Consider the following 24,298-nt stretch of genomic DNA (forward strand, 5'->3'; position numbering starts at 1 on the left):
TCTAAGCGCTTCCATGCCTATGTTGATCATCCTTGGTGGCCTTGCCGGGTTGACCCTTGCACCGTCCACCGCACTGGCAACCTTGCCTGCTTCCGTGCAAACCCTCGCGGGTCTCTTCGCTGCCGGGCCGTTTTCGTTTTTGATGGGCCGTTATGGACGCAAGCTGGGCTTTTTTGCGGGCGCAGGGCTGGCCATCTTCGGGGGCGTGATAGGGGCGTGGGCCCTTATGATCGGAAGCTTCTGGCTCTTGTGCTTCGCTCACCTTGCTATGGGTGGCGCGCTTGCTTGCTACCAGTACTTCCGCTTCGCGGCGGCTGAGGTTGTCACCAACACTTGGCAGCCTGTTGCCATTTCGCTGATGCTCACGTCCGGGCTTGTCGCGGCTTTGCTGGGCCCACAAATCTTCATCCTGGCGAAAGATGGGCTCGCCCCAACCCCATTTGCCGGTGCCTACGGAGCAATTGCAGTTATATCCTGCGCCGGATTGGTCCCATTGGCGCTGGCATCCACGCCCGCGCCGGTGAAAAAATCGGCAGAGGCCGTTACAAACTTGGCAAACCGCCGGTGGCAAGGTCTGCAGGTGCTTAAGCGCAAAGAGGTTCGGACGGCCGTCAGCATCGGTGCGATATCCCAAGGTGTCATGGTTCTATTGATGATCCCGACACCTCTAGCGATTATCGGTTGTGGATTTTCGGAAAATACCGCTGGGGACGTCGTACGATGGCACGTCGTCGCGATGTTCGCACCTAGCTTCTTCACCGGCTTTCTGATCAAGCGTTTCAGCACCCATCTGGTGTCGTTATCAGGCTTGGTCCTCCTAGCCGTTGCCACGGTCATCGCGGCACAGGGCTTGAGCCTCTCACACTTTTACTTGTCGCTGATTGTACTGGGCGTCGGCTGGAATTTTGGCTTTATCGGCGCGACGAGCATGCTGGCACAGGCGGTTTCAGATCAAGAAAAACCTATTGCACAGGGCGTGAATGACACAATCATCGCTCTCGTATCGACCGTTTGCGCCTTTTCCGGTGGCACGCTGATCGCCGTCTTCGGTTGGACAATTCTTGCCTACGTGGGACTCGGCTTGATGGCCGTCAAAATCGGCGTTCTGCTTTTTGGTGGCTATCACCGGGTCAGTGTTTGAAGAAAGCTGGGCGATGCGGAATTCGAACCTTAATGGCTTTGCCATCACCATGTTGATCGTGATTTGCGCGAGTTGGGGTCTGCAAAATGTCACCATCAAACTTGCCGCCTCGGAAGTACCTGTGGTGATGCAATCCGGACTGCGCTCACTTGGCGCCGCTGTATTGGTGTTCCTCTGGATGCAGCTCAGCAAAGTGCCGGTCTTTCGGCGCGACGGATCTAGCCCTTGGGGGATTGCGGCCGGCCTACTCTTCGCGGGGCAGTTCCTGATGGTCTACTGGGGCCTTGCCTTTACCAATGCCTCGCGTGCCGTGGTCTTCCTCTACGTTTCGCCATTCGTTGGGCGCCAACTGCGGCGATCCAGTCTCGGACGACCTGGGCGACAAATTCCGGCCCATTGTCTGAACGTATGAAGCGGGGTGCACCCCGCAGTATGAACAGATCCGTCAGGGCATCGATCACATCGACCGAGTTCAGCTTGCGCTTCACTCTAATCGCCAGGCACTCCCGGCTGTGCTCATCAAGGATGTTCAGCGTCCGAAAAGCTTTGCCATCGTCAGTTCGGCAATGAACAAAGTCATAGGACCACACGTGGTTGCGATACTCCGGCCTCAGCCGAACACACGAGCCATCGTTCAGCCAGAGCCGTCCTTTCTTCGGTTGTTTCACTGGCACTTTCAGCCCCTCTCGTCGCCAAAGCCGTTCAATTCGCCCATCGCTGACAGACCATCCGGCCTCTCTCAGCAGCGCAGCGATCCTGCGATAGCCAAATCGGCCGTACTGTCGAGCCAACTCGATCATGTCGGCGACAAGTCGGTCTTCGTCTGCGCGACCTTGTGGGACCCGCCGCTGCGTGGACCGGTGTTGCCCCAGCACGCGACAGGCGCGTCTCTCGGAAACGTTCAGCTGGTTACGGACATGATCGATGCAGGCACGACGACGAGCGGGGCTCAAAAGTTTCCCTTTGCGGCTTCCGTCAGGATCAGCTTGTCCAGAGTCAGATCAGACACCGCGCGTCTCAGCCGCTCGTTCTCTTTCTGAAGCCGTTTCAGTTCCTTCAATTGATCAACACCCATTCCACCGTACTTCTTCCGCCAGCGGTAATAGGTTTGCTCAACAACGCCGATCTGCCTGATCGCATCAAGTCGGGACATGCCTTGCCCCATCAAAACTTCAACCTGCCGTAACTTCGAGACAATCTCTTCGGGCTTCGGTCTCTTGTTTGCCATTCGTGGTCCTCCGTTTCCTAAACATAACGGTGGACCAGTTCAGTTGGGGAGGCTCAGGCGTCCATGCGTATGTAGATAAGCCTCCAGCGCGCCGAAGTAGCTGAATGTGCTCTCGGACTTCACAAACTCCAGATGCATCAACGTGCTGGTCGCATCATCGATGAACACCAACAGGGTGCAAGCAGGCCCGCGATCCTCGAACCAGTGATGATCTGACCCGTCAATCTGGATCAGCTCACCGAAGCACTCCCGGCGCAAGCGCGGCTGGTGGAATGTACGTCGTTGTTTGCGGGAAAGCCAGATACCAGCGTCCTGCATCCATTTGCGCAGCGTCTCGCGAGAGACCTTCAGCCCGTGATCTTCCTCAAGCTTCTCAGCAGCAAAGGTCGGCCCGAAGTCGCTGTAGTTCTCCCGGACCAACGTCACCGCGAACTCCCGTACCGCCGGATCGATCCGATTGTTCGAAGCGCGGCCGCGCGCCTTGTGTCGGATCGCCGCCGGTCCATCTGTCTGAAACTTCTTCAGAAGCCGATGAACCTGCCTGCGACTCAATCCCAAGACATTGGCCGCATTCGCGGCAGTCATCCGGCCTTGGCTCACCTGGCTCAAAACCTCGACCCGGTTCAGCTCGCGCTCGCTCATCAAAACCAATCCCATGCCCATACTCTCTGCCTGTTCTCATTGGGGCAGAGTGTGACACTTCTAGTTTGCAGATGTGGGACACTTTAACTTTGCGGGTACACATCAATATCGTGTAATTTCAATTATGTGAAATCTGCACATTCACACCCTCAAACATTGCAAAGAAGGGTGCCGCCGCCGGCCTGGTTCACAGATATCTGATCCACAGGGCTTGATCGTCTGTATCTCCGACCACTTCGGTGATTTCAGCTGGGTTGAGGCCAAATTCCGCAACCAGATCTTCGACCTGAACTGATTGGAAGCTATCGAGACTTCGCACAAGTCGGCCTTCTTCAAATGCGATTAGCTCGTGTGTTCTGCCGGACCAACGGACGATCCCGCCGCAGAGGGTCTGGTGTTCCATATCAACCATTTCCGCCACCGGATCGGCAAAGAAATCGCTCCATTTGAGAAATCCGGTGCTGACTGCGCGCGCAACCGCTTGTTCGATCGTCCGGCTTTTAAGCTTGGTGGTGATCGAAGATATCAGCGCATCCACCGTTCGAGAGGGGTTTCCCGTCTGCCTGGCAATGACGGACGGTATCAAACCCGACGCAAGCATCTTCAGGACATCCAGCTCATCACCGGACAAGGAGTCCGATGGAAAGTTGAAGACGGTTTCAATGACGTCCAGCGCAAGCAAATGCAGAATTTGGGCTTCGTGGCGCAGGGCAGGGAGCATTGTCGCGATCAATTCCTCCCATTCGGCGCGAGGTGCATTGGATGTGACGGTAAACACGCCGCGCTCACCAAACGGATTGATGACCGGAATAGTCAGGCCGTTGCGGCCAACGCCAAATTTTCTGGCAGCTTCAAAAAGCGCTGCATAGTCGGACTGGTTGTCGAATGCTGTCCAATCAATCGGGGCGATCATGGTGGCGCCGAACCGAATGAGCGGATCGGCCAGGATCAGGTCGTTTTCGATGTAATGCCTGGTCCATTCAGCCGGAAACGTGGTGCAGCCGTGAACGATGTTCTGCGACTTGTCGATATGGGCATAAGAGGCGTTCTCAAATCCAAACCTGTGGCAAATCTCCTGAAGACGTGCCTCCCCGGTTTGCCGGAAATCCAACTCAGAGCTGCCAATATCCGCAATTTTCATAGACCGTCTTTCTGTTCCGCGCTGCCGATGAGGCCGCATAGCAACCTAAAGCTGAACAAACTACTCGGGATTTCCCGTAGCCAATCACAGATGCGAATACCTTTCTGTTCAGAAGACGGAAACAGAGCGGAAACCTGCCGACAAGGCACGTGATTTTGAAAAGCTGGCGACGCAAACCTCATAGGGTTGTGAAACCTCCTTTCCGCCCTAACGAAACCGATGGTCTTCCTCCCGCGCTCTTCGCGCCAGCAGCCCCATGAAGCTGGAAATCAGGTTCAACTCTCCGCGTTCATCTGCCTGAACCATACCTCGAAGGTATCCACCCGGATTGACGACCAGCGGCAGTTTCGGATCACTCAGCCTTGCGTCTGTGATCACTCCAGCCAGGATCGCACCCATGAGCGTCAGTCGATTGATCGCCCCATGCCAGGCGGAGACATTGGTGCCAATCTCAGACAGCCGGGACCAAATGCCGGTCTCGATAGCATAAAGCGATGGGTTGGGATTCTGATCGCGACCACCAGCAATATCGATATGCATGCGCAGCTCGGGTGACGCCAGCTCATAGAGAATACGGTTGTTCACCCGCGGTAGCTTTTGGGTCTTGTGCGCTGCCGCATCCGTCGGATGATTGCTTTCTAAGCAATGCGCAGGGCCGTCAGGCCCGGAGCTAGAACAATCTGGTTCCGAGGCTTTAGCCGAGGGCATTGAAATCTCGCCATCGGCGTTACAGGACAGAATTTTTTCTTCAATTTGGTCTTGTATATGGGACCCGAAACAAGCTTCGGGCGCACCCGAAATTTCACCGGGTTTTGCGACATGCCCTTCGATGCTTTTCCAAAGGTCATGAGCGGCCTGAACATGGCATTTGAGCTGATCCAGGGACATGTATTTCAGCTTGTCAGCACGCGGCCAGGATCGAAACGCCTCCATCATATCCTCACAGCCTTTAGGAGGGCAGGGGAGTGAAACGAGCACCGCCAATCCGTGTTTCACATATCGGTAAAGCCGTGACCGATCCCCGCGCAGCGCGTCATGTTCTTTCTTGTCCACCTTGTTTTGTGCTTCTGCGTCGTGCATCTCGGGAATGAGGTTCAGGGCGGGCGTCAGGAAGAGGCCAAGCCCCTTACGCTTGCATCGCGCCCCATTTTCACCAAGCCTGCGTTCAATGAGACCAATGGTTTCCAGGTTGCGCTCGTGATTGTGGATCGTCCGATCTGTCAATCTACGCCCGGCAATGAGAGTTTCCTGACGGGCATAGCAAAAAGGTTCCTGAGACGGGTCGCGAAACGCGTTTGGAGAGATCATGTCGATGATGATCTCAAAAGTGCGAATACATTGGGCGGATACGCCTCTGATCTGGGCATAACTCACGCAGAGCTGCCGAAACCGGTCCCGATTCCAGCCGTCTGGCAAGCCGTTGTGGAAGCGCTTCGGGTCTTGAAACCGGGTCGTTGAGATCTGTCGGAAACTCATGGCTCCATCCTCGCTTGGCGAGAGTCCGGTAGACACGCACAGTGTCGCACGGTGGTAACTTGAGTTTGGTGGATTTGCTTCATGTTTTGTTTCTCGTTTGGGAAGCAAAGCGGGTCGAACCTCGGCACTGAGACAAAGAAAATCCATTCGCACAGATGCGTTTATCCTTGTCAGATATTTGGGAACTTCCTATAAATCAGGTGATCAAACTTGACTTAAGAAGATCCCCGCTGAGGCCCCGCCTTGCGGGGTTTTTTTGTTTCTGGGGGCTAAGTTGTCCTCTAGGCCAAACGGGCTGGTTGCCTATACCGCTGGCAAGTCCACTAGCCTTTGCAGGAGCAAAGTGTTCACCCGCGAGCCGGCACGTCAGTATCGAATGAGTTCGTAATCGCTGAACCCTAATGTGTCGGTCCACTCGACACCAACGCCGCGGAAGTAGCTGGGAGGCTCACAGCGATTGCCAAGGGGCAGCCATGCTGGGATTGGCGCAGGAGCGTGATCTGACCAGTGAAAGCTCGCGTTGTCGTCATATGTGCCAACCACAAGATCAAGTGAGCGCTCACAATCGCCCTCCCGTGAACGACGGCGATAGCTGTAGTGGCGCACATCCCAAACTCTGACGGATCTGACAACGTCGAAATCGGGTGAGGAAAGATCGACGCTAATCGGTGTGGCTTGAAAGCTATCGCCAGACTGGCCATGAAATGCCTGAATCTCTTCTGTTGAGATCGCAGCATCTACCAGCAATGGCTCTGTCGTATCGTCAGATGGAAGCTCTGGAATAGGGCTGGCACTGTTGCCTTTGATTGCGCCCAGCCTTTCCATGGGGCTCAAGCCTGAGAAGCTCTCTGAAGCGTTCATTGGACAGCGCCACAGTTGCAGCGGCGGTTCGACCGGGTAGGGTGTGATGCGCCGAATGAACTCCGCCTTGGCTGCGACGCAATCTGTCGAACTTGGCCAACCTCCGGCGAGGCAAAGGAATATGGCACAGTCAATTGGATAGGCACTGGCCTGCGTGGCCGGCAGTGCAGCGAGTGCAACTGCAAGGGCCTTTGCGCGAGTTCTATTTCCGGATTTTGAGTGTTTCAAGATGGTCTCTCCTGCTTGCGAATCGCCTAAGCAATATCCGGCCAATATATTTCTGACAATCCAATATCGTATATTGGCGTACTTTCTTATATTGACGTAGATTGTGTTTTAGTCCACAACTTTTGGATGTAGAAGACGGCCCATAGGGGGTCGTCATGGCGGACAACAAGAGACAATACACTGTGGTAACCATCGAGATGGTCCGGGGCCTGAAAGAAGATCAGGTTCCCTTTACATGCCGCTACGAATTTATCGGACTCGCTTCCCTTGGACGACCTAAGTACCACTGCATTTACAGCTCGCCGAACTATGTCGGGGCGTTGTGCAAGTCGAAGATCTCTCGAGCGGGCGCTGAGCCCAGAGAGTTCGATCTTTGGCCGGGTCTCTTCAAACATCATCAGGAATTTGGTGATGGGCGCATTCTCTGCGTCAAATCAGACTATACGATCGAGTCGATTACCCCAGAGGGTCTCGAAGCAGCTCAGGCCCTGGACGCGAAATCCAAAACCTGATCGTTCACGTTCGAGAACCTGGCTCATCAAAATACTGGGGCAGAGCACATGAAACGGCTCATGCTTCTCAGCGCTGTGCTCGCGTCTTTGTTCTTTGCTGCGGTTTGGATTGACCCATCAAAACAAACAAAGGTCCTGAGTGCATCCGAGGTGATTGCCGTTGATGGTGACACCATCGACCACGGCGACGACCGCTACCGCCTCATCGGTTTCGACACACCTGAGACTTACCGGCCGCAATGCGCAGCTGAAAAGGCTCTGGGACTGCAAGCGAAAGCAAGGCTGAAAGAGCTCATCCAGACGGCGGGCCAGATAGAGTTGATCATCCAACCGGAGCTAGACGTACATGACCGCTTCCTGGCGGTTGGGCGTGTGGCTGGGCAGGGCGTCGGGACCATCCTGATTTCCGAAGGTCACGCGCGACCATACAGCGGTGGTAAACGCCGGTCCTGGTGCAGCTGAAGGAAAGGATCAAACAACGACTTGATGACCAAAAAACGAAACTATTGAGCAATGAGCGGTCCTGTCGATTGCGCCAACAACCGACAGGACAAGAAACGCCCCAAATCCATCCGGGCATTCCTTCAACATCAAGAGAGAACTGTACTATGGTAAAAACAGTAGTCCTAGATGCCGATCCTAGATTGGATAGCATCGCGCCAGAGTCAATGGGTGCGAACTCAGACAACGTGTCTGAGCTTACGACCGCACGGCACTGACCGGCAACAGCGGCGAGCAGGACATCCCCTACACTTTGGTCAGACCTTCAGGCTGATTGATCCGAGCTGAACGCTGGCTGTCTACGAAGCCCGCGAAAGGCTCAGTGCTGTGTCACAGCACCCTGTTTCCTGCTGCCCAGATGACCTGATTTCGAATCTCGTAATAGTAATTATGTAAAAACTACTGACCTAATTTGGAGGGCGAATTAGTGACCAGCTCCACCACAAGCTTCAACGAAAACAGACGCAGGTCCAACGTCATTTGGTCTTTGTTGGCGCTCCTGGGAACTGATGTCAGTGCCCAGGTCATCGAGTACGAACCGGATGGCAGCGTGTTTCTTAACGGTTCGCGGGCAGAAATCGTCAATGGCGTCGTTCGTCCAATCCGGATGCGAGAATACACGCTTGAAGCAAAGCCAGAAGCACCCAAGGCCAAGCCGCAAGAAAAGATCGAGATAGCGGGTAAAGCACCGCGGCCTCGCAAAGCCTCGGGTGGCTGGTCGCAGGACCGGATCGTCAAGGAAATTCACGCAGCAGCGGATCGGCATGACATTCCGGCCGAGTTGTTCATGGCACTGGTCTGGCAGGAAAGCCGATATCGGGCTGATGCCCTGTCGCCCAAGGGTGCCATCGGCTTCGCGCAGCTCATGCCGGGAACGGCGAAAGACCTGGGCGTGAACCCAAGAAACCCTGCAGAAAATCTCGACGGTGGCGCCCGCTATTTGGCGGCGCAGTACCGCGCGTTTGGAACCTGGAAGCTGGCGCTTGCTGCCTACAACGCCGGGCCTCACCGCGTCGTCGAATACGGCGGCGTCCCCCCCTTCACCGAAACCCGCAACTACGTGCGGACAATCCTAAGCAAAGTGAGCACTTCCTCATGAACAGAACCCACTTCATCCAACAGACCGCGTTCTTTGCGCTGACGCTCGTTATCGTCAGTGCGGCACCGGCCTCGGCAGGCTGGCTCCAAGACGCCATTGGCGATTTCATCAACGAAACGCTGGCCGACTCGAAGGTTGTTGGCGTCAGCCTTGCCGCTGTCGGCTTCATCTGGGGCTGTCTCGCCTATGTGTTCGGCTGGGGTTCGTTGAAAGGCCCTGTAATCGCTATCGTCGTCGGTGCCGTTATTGGCCTCGCCGATACGTTCATCGGAGCCTGATTGATGCAGCGCCGCAATACGGTCTTTCGCGGCCTGAACCGCCCCGCAGAATGGGGCGGCCTACCCGTGATCTATCTGCTGGTGGTCCTCGGGATGACCATGCTTTCGTTCTTCATATTCGGGATAGCACCAGCAATCATTGCGGGTTTTGTTTTCTACACCGGGCTTCGCCTCTTTTACGAATGGGAACCGGCTTTCTTCCGTGTCCTGTCCGTAACCCTTTCCAAAACGCCACGCACCAAAAACCGCCAGCATCATGGGGGAGATTACTATAGTGCCTAAGCCTGCTTCAAAGGATCTTTTTACCCTCGCCCGCTCGTTGCTTGAGCCGAGCTGGCGTAAGGATGAAATGCACCTCTTTCAGATGTTGCCTTATGGCTATGTCGTGGACGATGAGGTCATTTCCACACGCAACGGCGGACTGATCGCCGCTGCCGAAATTACCGGAATCAACGCAAACACACTGGACGAAAACGAATTCGAGTTTTTGGCCGAGCGCTTTGAACGTGTACTGCGGACCACTCCAAATGAGGTCGCATTCTACGTTCATCGAGTGACCGTCCCCGCTGAAACAGGGCATGTCATCACGGACACAACCGGCTTTGCTGGTGCTGTGGCAGAAGCCATGCGGTCAGCCTCGCTCGATGCAGAGCTGAAAGAGCGGAAAATCATCATCAGCGCTATTCTGCAGAAGCGTCAGGATGAACGCGCCAAGCAAATATTCGGCATGTCGTCAGGAACGATCGACGAGGAACGCCGCGAAATGATGGAACAGCTCGACGGTGTGTTCACAACACTGGCGGGCACGCTGGGCGAGGCCCGCGTGCGCCGGCTGAAGCTCAGCGAGGGGCGTTGGCTCGGCTATTATGGAATGCTGTTGAACGGGCGTTATCAGCCAATCGTTCATACAAACATTGCAGAGCCGATTGCTTTCAACATGCCGCAAGAGGACGTGCTGTTTCAGGGCAAGACTGCCAAGCTTATGTCTGGCGATGACCAGGAGCGGTCAATTCGCGTCTATTCCCTGAAGAACTATCCGATGGCGTCATTCCCCGGCATTTTTGACGGGCTGGACCTGCCGGTTGATGTCGTGATTTCGCAATCGTTCCTGCCGATCAGCCGCGCCCAGGCGCAGGAATTGGAACGTCGCAAGTCAGGACAGATGCGCTCGGCTGGCGACAAAGCGACGTCGTTGCAAGAGGACTTGTCCATTCTGGCCGATGGGATTGCGTCGGGCACGATGTCTCTGGGTAAGCACCACCTTTCGATCTGCGTGTTCGGGACTGAGGAAGATCTGAAAACTGCCGAAAAGCATATCATCGGTGAAATTCAGATTTCGGGCGGTACGGTCAAACGCGAAGCGATGTCCGCGCGGTCAGTGTATTTCGCGCAGCACCCCGGAAATTTTGCGTTCCGCGCGCGTGAAGAACTGATCACAGATCAGAACTTTGCAGACATGGTAGCGTTTCACATGCGGCCAAAGGGTCTGCCTGAGAACAAGCTGCCGTGGCCCGGACCTCTGGCGACATTCCCGACCACGCATGGCGACAGCTACGATGTTTCGCTGCACCTGCCCAAGACCAGCTCGGATGCTGAAAACCTGCCGTCCGGCCACACCATCGTTCTGGGTCCAAACGGCTCTGGTAAGACCGTAATTGCAGTGCTGCTGGCGACCTGCGCAGTAGCTCAGGGCGCGCGGATCATTGCGTTTGATAAAGACCGGGCAATGGAAGCCCCCATGCGTGCGCTTGGGGCACAATACACTCGCGTTCGGGTTGGCGAACCCACTGGCATGAACCCGTTTCGAACGGAAACGGATGAAGCAGGGCAAAGTTGGTTGGCGAATTGGGTCACAGCTTTGATGAGCTACGACGAAAAGCTGACCGCCGAACAGAAAGATGAGATCACTCAAGCCTGCCAAGCCAACGCGACCCTGCCCCCACAGCTTCAGAACTTCGATTCACTGGTCGAGCGGTTCAGAGCCTTTGACGACGGCAAGAACCTCTTCAAGCGAGCGAGTGAATGGGCGAGCGACGGGCGGTTGTCCTGGATGTTTGGCGAGGGTGGCACAGATCCGTTTGCCTCTGATGATCGGCATCTTGTGTTCGACATTTCCGAGGTTCTGGATGACGAATTGGTCCGGCTTGCCTGGATCAGCTACGTCATGCGCCAGATCGAGCGCCGGTGTGCCGCGAAGGAGCCGACTGTCTTTGTGATTGATGAAGCCTGGGTGATCGCAGGCAACCCCTACGGCGCGGGCATTCTCAAAAACGCCTACACAACCTATCGGAAGCTGAACGTTGTCATGATGATGATGACGCAGATCCCAGATCACATCCTGTCATCGGCGGCCAGCAAGTCGATCCTGGAAAACACCAGCACGCAGCTCCTGTTCCCCTCTCGATCCGGCAATGAAACGGATTACCGGGCAATCGGTTTGAACGATTCGGAGCTGGGCGCATTGCGGGCGCAATTTGGCGACCGCGTGATGCTCATGAAAAAGGGTGATGAGAATGTTTGGCTCGATGTCGATGTCGGCGCTCTCGGCCCGCTGCTTCGTGTTCTGAGCGGATCAGACGGCAAGTCTTTCCCTGATCCTGAATGGCGACAAAACCCCAACTTCTGGAAGGAAATCACATGAAACCTCGCCTTTTCCTCGCCCTCGTTGCTCTGGCCGCTGTTGCCGCCTGCACCAACACCTATTCGGGCTATCGCAGCAAATGCGCCTGCGACTTTGAGCGGATGACACTTCCTGAAAACCTGGAGCTTGTCTGATGAACGTCCTGACAACACTTCGCACCACTGTCGCCGTAACCGTTCTGGCCGCCCTGCCCGTCATAGCGTCGGCCCAGGGTGTTCCGACCATCGACGCCACGGCCATTACACAGGACGCCGCCAACTCGGCCAAAGAAATCGCTGAAATGGTCCGCCAGTATGAACAGCTGTTGCAGCAATACGAAAAGCTCGAACAACAGCGTGCAATGCTGGAAAACTCCTTCAAGGCCATTTCCGGCCTGACGGATCTGGACGCGTTCAACAGCCGTAGCTTTTTGAAGCTGGCGACTGCCGCTGACACGCTCGGCTATGCGCTGGACGCAGCAGAAGATGGTATCTCCGGCCTGCCCGATGTCGCTGCGCAGGCAATGGAACGTCGATCCATCAACCTCGGCCTGAACGATGGCATCTTGTCCGAGTTCAGCGGATCGGATGTGCAGGCTCGCCGCATCCTGTCTGAGCGCGGTGGCGCGGGCCTGATGGCATCGGCCCTCGGCGAACAGGGCTACGACATGGCCAGTCAGCTCTCTGAGGATGCTGAAAAGCTACGCGGTGAAATCGGCCAGCAAGAAGATCTGAAGGATGCAATCGACTACAACACGGCGGTTCTCCTGAAACTCCTTCAAGTTGAAATTGAAGTCTTGCGCGCAACCTCAGCTAATGCTCTGGCGTCGGGCACGGATCTGGCTGCCAACGCAGCGGACCTAAAGACGCTTAGCAATTACGCAAGAGGAGAAACCCAATGAAAAGCCGCACCACTTTCGCCCTGACCACACTCACGGCGGCGCTTTTTGCGTCGTCGGCCAGTGCTGAGGCCAGACTGCCGTTTCCCCCGAATGTTGATTGGACATTTGGCGAATATCGGACCTGTCTTGGCTACTCGGGCGTCCGAGCGTTCAAGAAGCCACTGAAAGAATACGGGGTTGAACAGCTCGCTAACGCCGGTCAGGGCGCGGATCAACAGTATGTCGTTGGCAACTGGACCGATGCCATCCTGAATGAGCAAGTCATAGCTGCTCATGAATTTGCCATTGAGCAATGCCGCCTGCGCAAAGCCGATGAGGCATTCAGCACAGAATGCCCGCTCGGCAACCTTAGCCGCGAAGCTGCAATCGAGTTGGCAGGCGCGGACCAGAACGATTTCTGGTCGAAACCATCCAGCGAACTCAAATCGCTCAAAGAAGCGCAGCAAGCACGCTTGGAAGCGCTGCGCCCTGTAATTGAGGAGGCTTGTGGGCCGTGATTCAGGATTTCGTCAGCTCGATTGAATCAGCAATCAGCAACTTTTCTCAGCAAGCATACACCAGCCTTGCGGCGGATCTCGCATCCGCCCTCTGGGCTATTGCTGCGCTGATCTTTGTAGCGATGCTGATCAACGGCGTACTTCAGATCAGAGAAATTGGGTTTGGTGGTTATGTAGGCTGGATCATTCGGGCGACGATAATCATTGGAATGGCGTCGAGCTGGTCCTTTTTCCAACCAATCTATCAAGGCGTTCAAACCTTGCCGGACAGTATTGCCGGGGCACTCACTGGAACCACTAATGTATGGCAAGCGTTGGATGAGATTGCGCTTCAGTGTTTCTTGATGGGCCAGCAGGCCATTGAAAACGCGACTTGGGGCCTGAGCATCACCGGGGCTATTCTCTGGGTTGTTGGGGCAGTCATCGTTGCCTTTGGCACTGGCATGGCACTCATCGCAAAAGGCGGTCTGGCGGTGTTGCTGGGTCTAGCGCCAGTTTTCATCGCAACGCTACTCAGCTCGGCAACAGCCAATATCTTCGCAGCCTGGGCGAAAACGACCGTTGGCCTGATCATGGTCATCGTCGTTCTGACAGGCATCGTTTCTCTTATTCAGGCGCTTTTCGCTTCGGAGCTTGGTTCCTTGTCTGATGTTAATGACATGGAAGCGAGCGGGCGTTTTCTAGCAATCTGCATCGTGGCTATCGTCATGCTCACGCAAATCCCGTCACTGGCAGGCGGCATGTCTGGCGCGATAGTTTCGGCATCCTCCGGTCTTGCTGTGGCAACCGGCGCGGTTGCAGCCGCAAGAAGTGCATTGGGCACTGCCAGCGATGGCGCGCGCGGTGCTGTTGCCGGGGGCAAAACCGCCGCCGCGATGGCTTCCGCAGCACGTGACGGGACTGGCGTTCGTGACAGCGCGTCTCGCGCAATGCAAGCGCGTCGGGACATAGCGCACAGATCCCGCAACCAAGATAGCGCAGCGCGCCAGAGCTATGCCGCTGATCGTTACCGGCAGAGCATAAAAGCTGCCCGTCAGAATTCTTAAAAACGAGGTACAGAGCAAATGTCACATGTGACAGATCACGAGAAAGAACTTTTTCTGGGCGCACGACGCGATGCCTTCAAATGGCAGGTATTTGGTGCTGTCGGAATGGCAATGGGTGTGGCCTCGATGGTCGGTTGGGCGTTGATCCTGCCGTTGAAGGAAATCCGAGCGGTGCCCTTTTCAATCGACCCGGATTCAAAGTTGCCGGTTCTGCTTACCGAGAAGGTTCAAGAACTCGAACCCTCCGAAGCGATGGCCTTCCGCGAGGTGGCAAACTATGTGCAGGACCGGGAAACCTATGACGTCCAGGACAACAACGAGCGCCTGAAATCAGTTCTGCGCCGTTCTGATGAGCTGGCGGAAACATCCTATCGGGATCTTTGGGACGGATCGAACGACAACCATCCGGACGTGATTTATACGCCAAAGACAAAGGTGCAGACCGAAATTCTCGGTGTGTCGCCGGTCAATGACGAGACGGTCCAGGTTGAGATCCGCAAGTCGCTGGTCATTCCAAACCAACCAATCGCCTCGGCTCGGTACGTCGTCACAGTGACCTACGGGTTTGAGGAAAAAATCGTGACGTCGATGGATGAGCTTCTGGAAAATCCATTTGGCTTCACTGTCACCAACTATCGCGTAGACGCAATGGGAGACATCTGATGCAGCGTCGTTTCAAAACACTCACCACCACCGCTGCAGCAGTCCTGGCATTCTCCACGCCTCTTCTCGCTGAAATCACGCCTCAACCTGACGGAAAGAACGCGGATCACCGCATCACACATTTCCATTACGTCGAGAACCAGGTGTACCGCATCCCTGTGGGCGAACGCCTGATCACATACGTTCACTTTCCGCAGGGTGAAACCATCCGGAGCATTGGTGCGGGCGACACTGAGAGCTTTCAGATCACCCGCCTTCAGGAAGGTCGCGTTATTGCGTTCAAGCCGGAAATCTTGAACTCAGATTCAAACCTGACCGTCCTGACCAATCGCGGGACATACAACTTCTATCTGGTTCCGGCCGAGAGTGCCGCCGAACGTAAACGTGTTCCGTTCAGGGTCACCTTCTATTCAAACAACAAAGGTGGGACCACAACGACCCGTGGCAAGGTAGCGCGAAGTGAACCCAAGCCAACCGGGCGGTTCGTGAACCAAAACTATTCACGGTCGGGCAAAGCAGATTTCGCACCCACGGCGGTTTGGGACGATGGCGTTCACACGTACATGCAGATCCCGCAAGACGAGGAATTGCCGGGTATCTTCCGCGTCCTGCCTGACGGTCGCGAACTGATGGTAAACACCACCGTGAAAGAGCGGGGGATTATCCAGGTGCAGGGTCTTTCCGATCTTTGGACACTGCGCATCGAGGATACCTCGATCTGCGTCCGGAACGATGGCGACGCGTTTCAGCAGGCAAGTGTAAGCGGGCGGCCTGTGACATCGCAAACAGTCAAACAAACGGCGGCGAGCAAGTGATGAACCGGGAGCAGACGATTGCGGCGCGGATTGCGGCGGAGCAGCCGCCTCAACGTGTGAGAAAGAGGTTCGAGCCCAAGAAGCTCATCACGGTTGCAATCGCCGGAGCGGTGTTCGTGGGCTTCGCGTGGTTTGTATTGGGCGACGAAAACAAAAGCTCGAACACAGGCGTTAGCGTTAACGCTCTGCAACAAAGTGGTGGCGAGCGATACGGGCTGTTGACCGCACGGGGTCCAGAGGTCGATGAACCAGAACCTGAAGCTCTGCCAGAGACAATAGCGGTAGCAACACCCGCAACAGTGCCTCAGGTCGATTCCGAAGGGCTGAAACAAGCGTTGAAAACTATCGAGCAACAGAATGGTCGGATCTCTGATCTGCAAGATGATCTGACGGATGCGAAAGTTTCGCTTTCTGAGAAGGACAGTGAAATCGCGTCCCTCAATCTGACCAATGAACGCCTGCAGGTCAGGTATGACGAGCGCGAGAAAAAGTTTCAGACTGAGCTTGCCCAGGCGGTTGCTGATGCAGAGGCCCGGGCACTCGCCAGTATGAGCCACTTGCAGACTACGGGTCTGACTGATGATGAGCGGCGCAGGCTTGAAGAGCTCAAGCGGATGCGCGAGCGCCAAAACCAGTCAGACGGCATCGTGTTCGATGAAAACCCATACGGCAGAAACTAATGGAGCTGACGATGAACAGAACAGCAATCACCCTCGCCCTGGTCACGTTGGCGTCAAGCGCGATGGCACAGGAAGCACCCGGTCAAAACTACCAGCCGATCAATGGTGGATCGCAGCCGGTCATTTTCCAACCCTTCCCTGCTGCGCCGCAGCAGGTTCAAGTCCAGCCAGACGACACACGCCTGCCTGAAGAACAGCGCGGCTATCAGGAAAACCAAAACACGACATGGCAGAACAATCTGGTCGAAGAATATCCCCCCATCGTGGGGGCCTCGATCATTGACGATCCGTCGCGCACCTTAACGCAAGGCACGGTTTTGTCGGCTGTGTTCGGTGGCGCGGTCAGCTCGGAGTTGCCCGGTAGCGTCGTGGCGACGATCACACGTGGCGTCTACTCGATGGACGGCACTCGTTTGCTTCTGCCGCGCGGATCGAAGCTCTATGGCGAGTATCGAGCGGATACGACATTGGCGCAAACGCGCATCATGATCGTTTGGAGCCGTGTTATCACGCCTGACGGCCTGTCCGCTCAGATCGGATCGGCTGGTACGGACGGTCAAGGCCGGACTGGTGCGACCGGCAGGGTGAACACACACTTTGGGAAGCGGTTCGGAACTGCTGCGCTGTTGTCCATCATCGGCATTGCGCCGGTAGCGTTGGTGTCTGACAGTGATAGCAACAACTCGGTTCGCACTGATCTGGCAACGCAAGTTGGGTCTAATCTGCAGAACGCCACGGCAGCGTTGGAGGACTATTTGCGGATCACGCCAACTATCTATGTGGATCAGGGCAGCCGCATCAACGCCATCCTGCAGCGTGACGTGGTGTTCGACAACTTCTGAGACAGACCCCTTGAGGCGGCCGTATCGTCGGTCCTTCCGGCCGCTCCCTGCACATTCAAATGCGGTAGCGGCCTTTTTTGACGAAATAACAAGGATAAAAATATGAGCGGGCGAAACGGCAACGGCCTTCTGGAATACTACACCGAACAGATCGAGCATCTGTTGCACGATGAAAGCCTGAGCGAGATTTCTGTAAACCCTGACGGAGCGGTCTGGGTCGAAGAAATGGGCACAACACACATGATCAGGACAGACATCACACTGACCAGAGACGATGTGGAGAACATTGGGCGTTGTGTGGCCGGTTTCAGCGACGTGACATTCGGAGAAAAGAAACCCATTGCGACGGCCAACGTGCCAACACAGCAGGGCAAAGCGCGGGTGCAGGTCGTGATTCCGCCAGCAACAACCGGCGTGGGGTCCGTGGCGATCCGCCTGCTCCGCGTGAAAACTGTCGATCTAGGCGCGTTCAGCTTCGCCAGCAAAGAGGCCGCATTGGCGGAAAGTAACGATCACAGTGCGCTCGAAAATGCCCGTGCTGCCCTCGCAGCGGGCACGATGAGCTTTGACGAACTGGCCGACCTTGCGATGCAAAGCAAATGGAACGTGATCATTGCCGGGGGCACCTCGTCTGGCAAAACCACTGTTCTCAATGCCATGCTGAAGCGCGTCGATCAAGGCGATCGGATCGTGACAATTGAAGAAGTGGCCGAGCTGGACATCGAGCAACCCAATGCCGTGAGTCTGCTGGCAGATCGTTCTGAAAACGACGGTCCCCGATCACCAACAAAGCTGTTGGAATCCGCCTTGCGGCTCCGCCCGGATCGGCTCATCTGCGGTGAAATCCGGGGCGATGACGCGAATATGTTTTTGGAACTGGTCAACACCGGCCATGACGGATCTGTCTGCACCATGCACGCCAACTCGCCCGTAGATGCCATTGGGCGGATAAGCAAAATGGTGCGGCGAGGATCTCCGACCGTCCAAAAGTCAGAGGTGGTCGATGACATCAGAGCCACCATTCACATGATCGTTCACATGAAGAAAATCGGTGACAAGCGGAAGGTCAACGGCGTGATTTTTCCGCCGCTGATGACCGCTGACCAGCTGAATTGAAGGACTTACGTTATGGCTGAGTTTCAGGATCTACCCAAAAGCAAGAAGGTCGCGATAGCCGGCACAATGGGCTTTATCGCTACTTCAGCCTGTGCGGTGTTGGTGGTCGGCCTGGTCATCGAATACCTCAACACGAAAGGTTTCCGGGGGCTGGACATTTGGGCAATCCCGGAAAAGTTCATGTCACGGCCTGCAGAAGAACAACAGGTCATCGGGCTTGTGGCTGTTGTGGCCGTCTGCGTTCTGACATTTGCGTTTGTGGCCGCTGCTCTGCGCGGCCCCTCGACCAAATACGGGGATGCGGTTTTTGCAAAAGCGCCTCAGCTCGTCACAGAAGGATACGCGGCACCTCTGAAGCTGAAATCAAAACTGGACAGTGAAATTGTTTTTGCCAAGTTCGGCCCACCAAAAGAGAAAAACGCGATTTTCTATAAGCCCGGTCCGACTGTTCAAAAACCACATGCGATGTTCATTGCACCGTCAGGGTCGGGCAAAACCAGCGGCTTTGTGATCCCCAATATTCTGCGGTTCAACGGCTCCTGCGTTGTTCTGGACATCAAAGGCGAGATCTTCCAAGCGACCGGCGCACGGCGGGCGGCAATGGGCGATGAGGTTTTTGTGTTCGACCCCGAGAACCCCGACAAAAGCCACAGCTATAACCCGCTGCGCCGCGCAGCACGTGCCGACAATCTGGACCGGCGATGGGAAGAAGTGATTCAAGTTGCGACCCAGATGTTCGACACGCCCAGCTCGTCCGCACAGGGCTTTATGGGTGGTGTCGAAGGCATGTTCTGCGCAATGGCGATGTTGGCGATCAAAAGAGAGCGGCCATACATTTCCGAAGTCCTGCGCCTGGTCAAAACGACCAAGCAAAAGGACTATGAGAAAATGGCTGAAGAAGTAGGCTATGCCCGGGCAGCAGATGAGTTCCTGAATCTAGCAGCCGAAGAATCTAAAATCTTGCGGTCAACGATTTCGGTTATGCTGAATTCCGGCCTTCAGCTCTGGCGCAACCCGTCTGTGGCAAGAGCTACACAGGGCAGTGACATCAACTTTGAAGATCTGCGGCGGCGCCCCAATTCGATCTATTTTTCTGTGCCGGGCAAAAAGGTCAAAGAGTTCCGGACACTCATTCGCCTGTTCTTCCTCGATCTGGTGAATACCATTGAAACCGTTGAGCCGGGCCAAGATGAACCCTTCAAGGTGCTGATCCTACTCGATGAGTTTCAGCGCCTCGGCCATCTTGAGCGCGTTGTGGAAGCCTATGACACCATGCGATCGTTCGGCGGTCGGCTGGTCGTGATTTCGCAGACGCTGTCGCGTCTGCAGGATATCTATGGACATGAAGGTGTTCGGGCGATGCTGGCAAACGCCGGGACGCAAATGTTTGCGGCCTCTGAGGATTCAGAGGTACGCGAACACGTATCCAGGTCCATCGGAGACAAAACAGTTATGAGCAAGTCGAAGTCTCGGGCGCTTGGCAAAATGGAAATGGGCAGCATATCGGAACGCGAGGAAGGCATTCGCCTGCTCCGGCCCGAACACGTTGGCCGATTACCTGAAAATGAGGTTGTGCTGATCCGCGAAGGCAAGATGCCAGTGATTGCAAACAAGATCCGATACTTCGAAGATCCGTATTTCGTGCAATTCTTGGGCGGCGATGCTCCCAAAATCAAAGGGACACACTGGGATCTGGCTGAAGAACAGGCCAAGGACACGGCAAAGGCTCTGGCAGATGCGAAACCGGCCCCTGCCCCGGAGAGAGAAATTTCTGAAAAAGACCAGGATCTTCAGGCGGCTTTTGATGCGCAGCGAACAGTCGCAAAGCGCAAAAGCCGGTCAGCGAAGGATATGGCGATGGAGAAAATGAGAGCCAAACGGCCACCAAGCAGACCTCCGCTGCTTTTGTAGCACTGGGCCTCAGAGACGGCAGTAGCGCGTCGAAACCAGACCTTGCATAGTCGAGCGGATGGCCCAAAAGTTGCTCACAACCAAGTGACGAACATGGTGCGGTGCGGTCAAGCAAACCTGCCGTTCGCAGTTTCCTACAGAGTCTTTTCGGAACCAAGAATTGCTTTAGGATTGCGTAAACTACGTTGGTTCATCACTTTGAGACAAAGTTATCCAAAGCAAGATTGAAAGAGAAATGAATGAAACGCCTGTTTCCATCTCTGCCGGAGAACGCGACACTTGGAAGTGTCTATCAGGCCTTTCCAGACAAACTTTCTCCGCTTTGTGCGTACGAAAGCCTTGTGATGAGGGGCGAGAGCGACCTCTCGGTTGCTGAACGTGAATTAATCGCAGCCTACGTCTCGGGCTTGAATGCTTGTGCGTATTGCCATGGGGCGCACATCGTTTTCGCCAAAGCCTACGGCATTGAGGTCGAGACAATCGAGGCACTGATGGAAGATCGCGATACAGCACCTGTCGAGGATCATCTCAAACCGTTACTGGCATACATTGAAAAGCTCACCGTCTCGCCATCACGAATGACGGAAGCCGATGCAAAAGCAGTCTACGCGGCAGGCTGGTCGGAGAGTGCATTGTTCGATGCTATCCAAGTTTGCGGTGTCTTTAATCTCGTGAACCGCTTCATAGAAGGAACAGGTGTTCAAAGCCCTGGCACCGATCCAAGAGAAGCGGACGAAGCCACTTTGAACCGATGCCGCAGTGACAGCTTTTACACCGATTTCGGACGGGAGAACGGCCTCGACATCCCTTGAATTGATGTTGTTCGAACTTTCGAGCGACGACAAAAAGCTGGTTCGATAAAGCGGCAGAAGCGTCCTTACCTCCCGAGGTTAACCAATTCGTCGATACCAGTCGGCACCTTCATCTATTGTTGGTGGATCTATGTTCAAACCAAAATGATCCGTCCTGCTTTTCGTAGAAATCCCATTTTCTGATAAGGTTTTGGGGACATGTGTTCTTTGTAAGGGGAGCGAGTTGCTTAAATTTGACGCTGAAACAACGAAATTACTTGAAATCGCCTATCAGGGAGCAGAATTGACTCGGCGAAGACAGGCTTCATTTGATGCGCTGTGCCCGGCTCCCGGTGAGACTATTTTGGATGTCGGTTGTGGCAACGGGATGTTAACTGTGGAGTTGGCCCGCGCAGTTGGCTCGGATGGCTATGTCATCGGGATCGACCCAAGCGAGGATATGACAGCAGCCGCAAGAGAACGATGCAGCGACTACGCAAACGTGGAGTTTCGTGCTGGGGCCGCAAATAGCTTGCCCGTTGAGGATGAAAGTGCTGACAAGGCCGTCTCGGTACAGGTCTTTGAATACATCGAAGACGTAGACGGTGCGCTGGCTGACACGCTGAGGTGCGTCAAACCCGGCGGGCGCCTCGTCATCAGCGATCTACACTTTGGCAGCTTGATTTGGTTCAGCGACGAGCCCGACAGAATGCAAAAAATGCTGACATCCTGGAACCAGCACTTTGTGAGTGGTTCCCTCCCGGAAAGACTGCCCGCGCTGATAAAGGCTCGCGGCGACTATGTGGAAGATGTCTTGTCGTTCACAATGACAGATCACCAGTTAAAGCCTGATGGCCTCGCAATCATGATGATGCACCTCATAAAGCAATACGCTGTTGCAAACGACCATGTTGATCCCGTTGTTGCGCAATCGTGGTTTGACGAGCAGCTCAACCTTGCAAAAGTTGGGCGCTTCTTTTTCTCCATGACCCAATTTATCGTCGTGGTGCGTAAAAAGGGTTGATCGTTCTACAATACGCCACTTGACCTCGGCCGTGCGCGCTAAACCATCGTTATCGAGCAAAGTTTGTGGCTGGCAACTGTTTACTGTCGCGACTCGAATGCCAAGAGTTTATGGCCGCCTCGCAATCAGTGTTGCAAAGACCTGATAGCCAAAAAGTATCCCCTCTCTTGCTCGACGGCGATACTCGGCGATTAATCCATTGTGCAGATCCTCCCCAATTTCACCGCTTTTCATCAGCACTTTTCCAGCCTCTTCGACCCAGGGGAGCATTTGGTCATTGTCCAGAACACTTCTACTTTGAAGGCTGAAGTCTTCGACTGTGAATCCCGCATTTGAGGCCAGGCCGCGCAACTTGGCGACAACAAATGGGTCGGTGACAAACTCGTTCACAAATATCTTGGCGCAGGCGTCCAGAGGATCGTTTGACAAGTTTCCCAGGGACGCTTTCGAAAAGTCAGCGTCACACACCACGAGACACCCTCCCGACCGAAGGACGCGCCCTGCTTCGGCTAAAAGAGGTGCCGGATCTTCCACATGGGTAAGCACCGTGTGCATTATCAAGTTATCAACTGAGCCATCATCCAGGGGCAGCGACGCTCCATCTGCGACCTCAAACTCTACATTGTCGTGGATCCCGACCCGCGCTCTTGCTTCGGCTACAAAGCCTACAGACGGCTCAAAACCAATGACGCGCGCGGGTTTGGCTTTCTCCGCAATGCGGCGCGTGACAGCTCCCGCACCGCACCCGACTTCAATCGTCAGACTGTCCTCGGCAAACTCAAGTTTGGCCAGATAGTTTGAAACGATCTTTTCCATTGTGGGATCGGACTGACGCGCGTCCATCGAGTCGGCAAACGCGGAAATGAACTCCGCACCCGCAGCATCTACATCTTGAAACGGATCAGCCATCCCAACCACCCTCGAATAGCGCTCAGTATTTTCTACCGAAAACCCTAGCATCACCTGAACCAAGAACAAGACGTGCCGAAATGGGTGCGCACCACCTCATCGCCCACATTATGTCGGGGCCTGATCGGCGCCGCAAAGTAGGACTATTGCGAGTGCAACACTACCGCTTCGGTGATCTTGTGAGCACGGTAGATACGGTGCGCGTTCTTGGGCTTCTTGTGATCGCAATTGCACTCAGAATTAGCGCACAAGCCCAGGCCTGAGGTAATGAGATGGCCTCGTCAAAGGCCAGAAATCCCACGGCAAACATTGTGGGTAATTCGATGCTTCCGACGACCGCAGTTTGGGAAGCCCCAATGACCGGCGAGCAGATTGTGTAGATAAGCTGGGGCACCAGAGCGGTTACAAGTCCGATACCCACAATGAGAAGCCAATCGGATTGATCCCTTGGGAGAAGCTCTCCAACCTCTGCACCGAGAATGAGCGGCGCGAGGCCCAATACAGACCCCAGAGAAACTGATGCGATGCGGGCCAAGGGCGCAATCCGGGATAACCTGTGCACCAGGACGCAAATTCCGAAACCAAACCCGAAAGGAGCGGCAAGTGATATCAGCAGCGTTGGTAGATGCGCCACAGGAACTGACGCGGGCGAGCCAGCAATGACAGCGGCGACCACAATCAGACCAGCAGCTGACAAGGCGCGCCGCGTCGGTGCATCGGCAAACACAGCCCAGGCAATGACCAGTGTGAACACCGGATAGGTCATTTAAAGCACGCCGACTGTCGACGCAGGCAACTTCTCCAGCGCCGTTACATATCCGATCCAACCAAGTCCCATCACCGCTCCGGCTGACAGGCCCCAAGTGATCTCTCGCCATTCATGTCGGTGCCGGATGAGGACGGGAAGCAGAAGAAGCGCTGCAACAATGTAGCGATAGAATGCCACAGCATAGGGTGCTACACCCTGCTCGGTTAGACTGCGGCTGAAGTAGGGAACCAATCCGAAACAGATCGAAGCAATAAGGACGCCTATTACCGCAACTGCGTGGGGGATGGACGGTCGATCTTTAGCAGATGTATTTGCCATAGTCTGGAGCTAACACGCATTTGCGATTTCGTCTCAAGAGATTCGACAAACGACGGATTAGTTGCGTACTACGAAACAGCAAAGTCTCCTTGTAAACGTCCGCTGCGGGCTGCGACCAGCCAATTATGCAAACAGCAGAGAACGACTGCATCGAGCCCATGTCGGTCATTTCATTTTCGTGCTGCAAACGCAAACGTCGCTCAAAATGCTGCACCAGCATGGCTTTTTTGCAGGGCAATGCGTACGATAAACGGCCATTCGTTCAGCGTGCCGTGAACTAGGTATAGGA

At 55.1% G+C, this 24,298-nt stretch carries 26 protein-coding genes and 2 pseudogenes; 20 read left to right on the forward strand and 8 right to left on the reverse strand.

The window, feature by feature from the left end:
- The first annotated feature begins 49 nt into the window (after positions 1-49).
- Entirely contained in the window at positions 50-1,141 is a 1,092-nt protein-coding gene (locus ACR0KC_RS15735) for an MFS transporter (protein WP_480796360.1), read from the forward strand.
- Between the two features lie 49 nt (positions 1,142-1,190).
- The gene (locus ACR0KC_RS15740) at positions 1,191-1,553 is read left to right on the forward strand and encodes an EamA family transporter (protein ID WP_480796365.1); all 363 of its coding nucleotides are present in this window, start codon (positions 1,191-1,193) and stop codon (positions 1,551-1,553) included.
- On the opposite strand, the pseudogene ACR0KC_RS15745 reads toward ACR0KC_RS15740, so the two are convergent.
- From ACR0KC_RS15745 to ACR0KC_RS15765, 5 genes and pseudogenes are all read right to left on the reverse strand, one after another.
- Positions 1,453-2,369: pseudogene (locus ACR0KC_RS15745) on the reverse strand (IS3 family transposase); the annotation flags it as partial. The gene ACR0KC_RS15740 and the pseudogene ACR0KC_RS15745 overlap by 101 nt on opposite strands.
- Before the next feature lie 57 nt (positions 2,370-2,426).
- Positions 2,427-3,026, reverse strand: a pseudogene (locus ACR0KC_RS15750) (ISNCY family transposase); the annotation flags it as partial.
- Positions 3,027-3,198: 172 nt separating this feature from the next.
- Positions 3,199-4,152, reverse strand: coding sequence for an autoinducer binding domain-containing protein (locus ACR0KC_RS15755; RefSeq protein ID WP_480791353.1), 954 nt, complete (start codon positions 4,150-4,152; stop codon positions 3,199-3,201).
- 207 nt (positions 4,153-4,359) lie between these two features.
- Positions 4,360-5,628, reverse strand: a complete 1,269-nt coding sequence (locus tag ACR0KC_RS15760) for a helix-turn-helix domain-containing protein (protein WP_480791352.1) — start codon at positions 5,626-5,628, stop codon at positions 4,360-4,362.
- A gap of 366 nt (positions 5,629-5,994) precedes the next feature.
- Positions 5,995-6,717, reverse strand: coding sequence for a hypothetical protein (locus ACR0KC_RS15765; RefSeq protein ID WP_170642028.1), 723 nt, complete (start codon positions 6,715-6,717; stop codon positions 5,995-5,997).
- Between the two features lie 155 nt (positions 6,718-6,872).
- Between ACR0KC_RS15765 and ACR0KC_RS15770 the strand changes: the two genes are divergently transcribed.
- The 18 genes from ACR0KC_RS15770 to ACR0KC_RS15855 all read left to right on the forward strand — a co-directional run bounded on the left by ACR0KC_RS15770 (position 6,873) and on the right by ACR0KC_RS15855 (position 22,013).
- The gene (locus tag ACR0KC_RS15770; protein WP_142638830.1) at positions 6,873-7,229 is read left to right on the forward strand and encodes a hypothetical protein; all 357 of its coding nucleotides are present in this window, start codon (positions 6,873-6,875) and stop codon (positions 7,227-7,229) included.
- Positions 7,230-7,277: 48 nt separating this feature from the next.
- Positions 7,278-7,691 (forward strand): thermonuclease family protein, encoded by a 414-nt coding sequence (locus tag ACR0KC_RS15775; protein ID WP_480791351.1) that lies wholly within the window; start codon positions 7,278-7,280, stop codon positions 7,689-7,691.
- Between the two features lie 466 nt (positions 7,692-8,157).
- Complete coding sequence (locus ACR0KC_RS15780; protein ID WP_480791350.1) at positions 8,158-8,829, forward strand: lytic transglycosylase domain-containing protein; 672 nt, start codon at positions 8,158-8,160, stop codon at positions 8,827-8,829.
- On the forward strand, positions 8,826-9,107 hold the full coding sequence (locus tag ACR0KC_RS15785; protein WP_480791349.1) for a hypothetical protein: 282 nt from the start codon (positions 8,826-8,828) through the stop codon (positions 9,105-9,107). The genes ACR0KC_RS15780 and ACR0KC_RS15785 overlap by 4 nt, the downstream gene beginning before the upstream one ends.
- Before the next feature lie 3 nt (positions 9,108-9,110).
- A complete protein-coding gene (locus ACR0KC_RS15790; RefSeq protein WP_480791348.1) occupies positions 9,111-9,389 on the forward strand; it encodes a VirB3 family type IV secretion system protein in 279 nt (92 codons plus the stop codon).
- Positions 9,382-11,748, forward strand: a complete 2,367-nt coding sequence (locus tag ACR0KC_RS15795) for a VirB4 family type IV secretion/conjugal transfer ATPase (protein WP_480796361.1) — start codon at positions 9,382-9,384, stop codon at positions 11,746-11,748. The genes ACR0KC_RS15790 and ACR0KC_RS15795 overlap by 8 nt, the downstream gene beginning before the upstream one ends.
- The gene (locus ACR0KC_RS15800) at positions 11,745-11,882 is read left to right on the forward strand and encodes a hypothetical protein (protein ID WP_480791346.1); all 138 of its coding nucleotides are present in this window, start codon (positions 11,745-11,747) and stop codon (positions 11,880-11,882) included. The genes ACR0KC_RS15795 and ACR0KC_RS15800 overlap by 4 nt, the downstream gene beginning before the upstream one ends.
- On the forward strand, positions 11,882-12,628 hold the full coding sequence (locus ACR0KC_RS15805) for a type IV secretion system protein (protein ID WP_480791345.1): 747 nt from the start codon (positions 11,882-11,884) through the stop codon (positions 12,626-12,628). The genes ACR0KC_RS15800 and ACR0KC_RS15805 overlap by 1 nt, the downstream gene beginning before the upstream one ends.
- Positions 12,625-13,125 (forward strand): hypothetical protein, encoded by a 501-nt coding sequence (locus ACR0KC_RS15810; RefSeq protein WP_480588225.1) that lies wholly within the window; start codon positions 12,625-12,627, stop codon positions 13,123-13,125. The genes ACR0KC_RS15805 and ACR0KC_RS15810 overlap by 4 nt, the downstream gene beginning before the upstream one ends.
- Positions 13,122-14,171, forward strand: coding sequence for a TrbL/VirB6 family protein (locus ACR0KC_RS15815; protein ID WP_480791344.1), 1,050 nt, complete (start codon positions 13,122-13,124; stop codon positions 14,169-14,171). The genes ACR0KC_RS15810 and ACR0KC_RS15815 overlap by 4 nt, the downstream gene beginning before the upstream one ends.
- Positions 14,172-14,189: 18 nt before the next feature.
- A complete protein-coding gene (locus ACR0KC_RS15820; RefSeq protein ID WP_480791343.1) occupies positions 14,190-14,834 on the forward strand; it encodes a VirB8 family type IV secretion system protein in 645 nt (214 codons plus the stop codon).
- The gene (locus ACR0KC_RS15825) at positions 14,834-15,649 is read left to right on the forward strand and encodes a TrbG/VirB9 family P-type conjugative transfer protein (RefSeq protein ID WP_480791342.1); all 816 of its coding nucleotides are present in this window, start codon (positions 14,834-14,836) and stop codon (positions 15,647-15,649) included. Before ACR0KC_RS15820 ends, ACR0KC_RS15825 begins: the two co-directional genes overlap by 1 nt.
- Positions 15,649-16,329, forward strand: coding sequence for a hypothetical protein (locus tag ACR0KC_RS15830; protein ID WP_480791341.1), 681 nt, complete (start codon positions 15,649-15,651; stop codon positions 16,327-16,329). Before ACR0KC_RS15825 ends, ACR0KC_RS15830 begins: the two co-directional genes overlap by 1 nt.
- A gap of 11 nt (positions 16,330-16,340) precedes the next feature.
- The gene (locus tag ACR0KC_RS15835) at positions 16,341-17,171 is read left to right on the forward strand and encodes a TraB/TrbI/VirB10 family type IV secretion system protein (RefSeq protein ID WP_480791340.1); all 831 of its coding nucleotides are present in this window, start codon (positions 16,341-16,343) and stop codon (positions 17,169-17,171) included.
- A 102-nt stretch (positions 17,172-17,273) separates the two neighbouring features.
- On the forward strand, positions 17,274-18,287 hold the full coding sequence (locus ACR0KC_RS15840) for an ATPase, T2SS/T4P/T4SS family (RefSeq protein ID WP_480791339.1): 1,014 nt from the start codon (positions 17,274-17,276) through the stop codon (positions 18,285-18,287).
- A gap of 12 nt (positions 18,288-18,299) precedes the next feature.
- On the forward strand, positions 18,300-20,198 hold the full coding sequence (locus tag ACR0KC_RS15845) for a type IV secretory system conjugative DNA transfer family protein (RefSeq protein ID WP_480791338.1): 1,899 nt from the start codon (positions 18,300-18,302) through the stop codon (positions 20,196-20,198).
- Between the two features lie 239 nt (positions 20,199-20,437).
- On the forward strand, positions 20,438-21,010 hold the full coding sequence (locus ACR0KC_RS15850) for a carboxymuconolactone decarboxylase family protein (protein WP_480791337.1): 573 nt from the start codon (positions 20,438-20,440) through the stop codon (positions 21,008-21,010).
- A 223-nt stretch (positions 21,011-21,233) separates the two neighbouring features.
- The gene (locus ACR0KC_RS15855; protein WP_480791336.1) at positions 21,234-22,013 is read left to right on the forward strand and encodes a methyltransferase domain-containing protein; all 780 of its coding nucleotides are present in this window, start codon (positions 21,234-21,236) and stop codon (positions 22,011-22,013) included.
- 108 nt (positions 22,014-22,121) lie between these two features.
- Here ACR0KC_RS15855 and ACR0KC_RS15860 read toward each other — a convergent pair whose 3' ends face one another.
- From ACR0KC_RS15860 to ACR0KC_RS15870, 3 genes are all read right to left on the reverse strand, one after another.
- A complete protein-coding gene (locus ACR0KC_RS15860) occupies positions 22,122-22,829 on the reverse strand; it encodes a class I SAM-dependent methyltransferase (RefSeq protein WP_480791335.1) in 708 nt (235 codons plus the stop codon).
- Positions 22,830-23,082: 253 nt separating this feature from the next.
- Positions 23,083-23,688 carry a DMT family transporter gene (locus ACR0KC_RS15865; protein WP_480791334.1) on the reverse strand — a complete coding sequence of 202 codons (606 nt, stop codon included), beginning with the start codon at positions 23,686-23,688 and terminating at the stop codon, positions 23,083-23,085.
- Positions 23,689-24,009: an EamA family transporter gene (locus tag ACR0KC_RS15870; RefSeq protein ID WP_480791333.1), complete on the reverse strand. Its 321-nt coding sequence runs from the start codon at positions 24,007-24,009 to the stop codon at positions 23,689-23,691.
- Positions 24,010-24,298: the final 289 nt, after the last annotated feature.

The organism is Ruegeria sp. CF3 (genome assembly GCF_056537365.1).

What these genes read in the sequence shown, in the direction of transcription:
- ACR0KC_RS15740 (WP_480796365.1), top strand. Translation starts at nt 1,191, where the DNA reads ATGTTGATCGTGATTTGCGCGAGTTGGGGTCTGCAAAATGTCACCATC.
- ACR0KC_RS15755 (WP_480791353.1), bottom strand. Translation starts at nt 4,152, where the DNA reads ATGAAAATTGCGGATATTGGCAGCTCTGAGTTGGATTTCCGGCAAACC.
- ACR0KC_RS15760 (WP_480791352.1), bottom strand. Translation starts at nt 5,628, where the DNA reads ATGAGTTTCCGACAGATCTCAACGACCCGGTTTCAAGACCCGAAGCGC.
- ACR0KC_RS15770 (WP_142638830.1), top strand. Translation starts at nt 6,873, where the DNA reads ATGGCGGACAACAAGAGACAATACACTGTGGTAACCATCGAGATGGTC.
- ACR0KC_RS15775 (WP_480791351.1), top strand. Translation starts at nt 7,278, where the DNA reads ATGAAACGGCTCATGCTTCTCAGCGCTGTGCTCGCGTCTTTGTTCTTT.
- ACR0KC_RS15785 (WP_480791349.1), top strand. Translation starts at nt 8,826, where the DNA reads ATGAACAGAACCCACTTCATCCAACAGACCGCGTTCTTTGCGCTGACG.
- ACR0KC_RS15790 (WP_480791348.1), top strand. Translation starts at nt 9,111, where the DNA reads ATGCAGCGCCGCAATACGGTCTTTCGCGGCCTGAACCGCCCCGCAGAA.
- ACR0KC_RS15800 (WP_480791346.1), top strand. Translation starts at nt 11,745, where the DNA reads ATGAAACCTCGCCTTTTCCTCGCCCTCGTTGCTCTGGCCGCTGTTGCC.
- ACR0KC_RS15805 (WP_480791345.1), top strand. Translation starts at nt 11,882, where the DNA reads ATGAACGTCCTGACAACACTTCGCACCACTGTCGCCGTAACCGTTCTG.
- ACR0KC_RS15810 (WP_480588225.1), top strand. Translation starts at nt 12,625, where the DNA reads ATGAAAAGCCGCACCACTTTCGCCCTGACCACACTCACGGCGGCGCTT.
- ACR0KC_RS15820 (WP_480791343.1), top strand. Translation starts at nt 14,190, where the DNA reads ATGTCACATGTGACAGATCACGAGAAAGAACTTTTTCTGGGCGCACGA.
- ACR0KC_RS15825 (WP_480791342.1), top strand. Translation starts at nt 14,834, where the DNA reads ATGCAGCGTCGTTTCAAAACACTCACCACCACCGCTGCAGCAGTCCTG.
- ACR0KC_RS15830 (WP_480791341.1), top strand. Translation starts at nt 15,649, where the DNA reads ATGAACCGGGAGCAGACGATTGCGGCGCGGATTGCGGCGGAGCAGCCG.
- ACR0KC_RS15835 (WP_480791340.1), top strand. Translation starts at nt 16,341, where the DNA reads ATGAACAGAACAGCAATCACCCTCGCCCTGGTCACGTTGGCGTCAAGC.
- ACR0KC_RS15840 (WP_480791339.1), top strand. Translation starts at nt 17,274, where the DNA reads ATGAGCGGGCGAAACGGCAACGGCCTTCTGGAATACTACACCGAACAG.
- ACR0KC_RS15845 (WP_480791338.1), top strand. Translation starts at nt 18,300, where the DNA reads ATGGCTGAGTTTCAGGATCTACCCAAAAGCAAGAAGGTCGCGATAGCC.
- ACR0KC_RS15850 (WP_480791337.1), top strand. Translation starts at nt 20,438, where the DNA reads ATGAAACGCCTGTTTCCATCTCTGCCGGAGAACGCGACACTTGGAAGT.
- ACR0KC_RS15860 (WP_480791335.1), bottom strand. Translation starts at nt 22,829, where the DNA reads ATGGAAAAGATCGTTTCAAACTATCTGGCCAAACTTGAGTTTGCCGAG.
- ACR0KC_RS15865 (WP_480791334.1), bottom strand. Translation starts at nt 23,688, where the DNA reads ATGACCTATCCGGTGTTCACACTGGTCATTGCCTGGGCTGTGTTTGCC.
- ACR0KC_RS15870 (WP_480791333.1), bottom strand. Translation starts at nt 24,009, where the DNA reads ATGGCAAATACATCTGCTAAAGATCGACCGTCCATCCCCCACGCAGTT.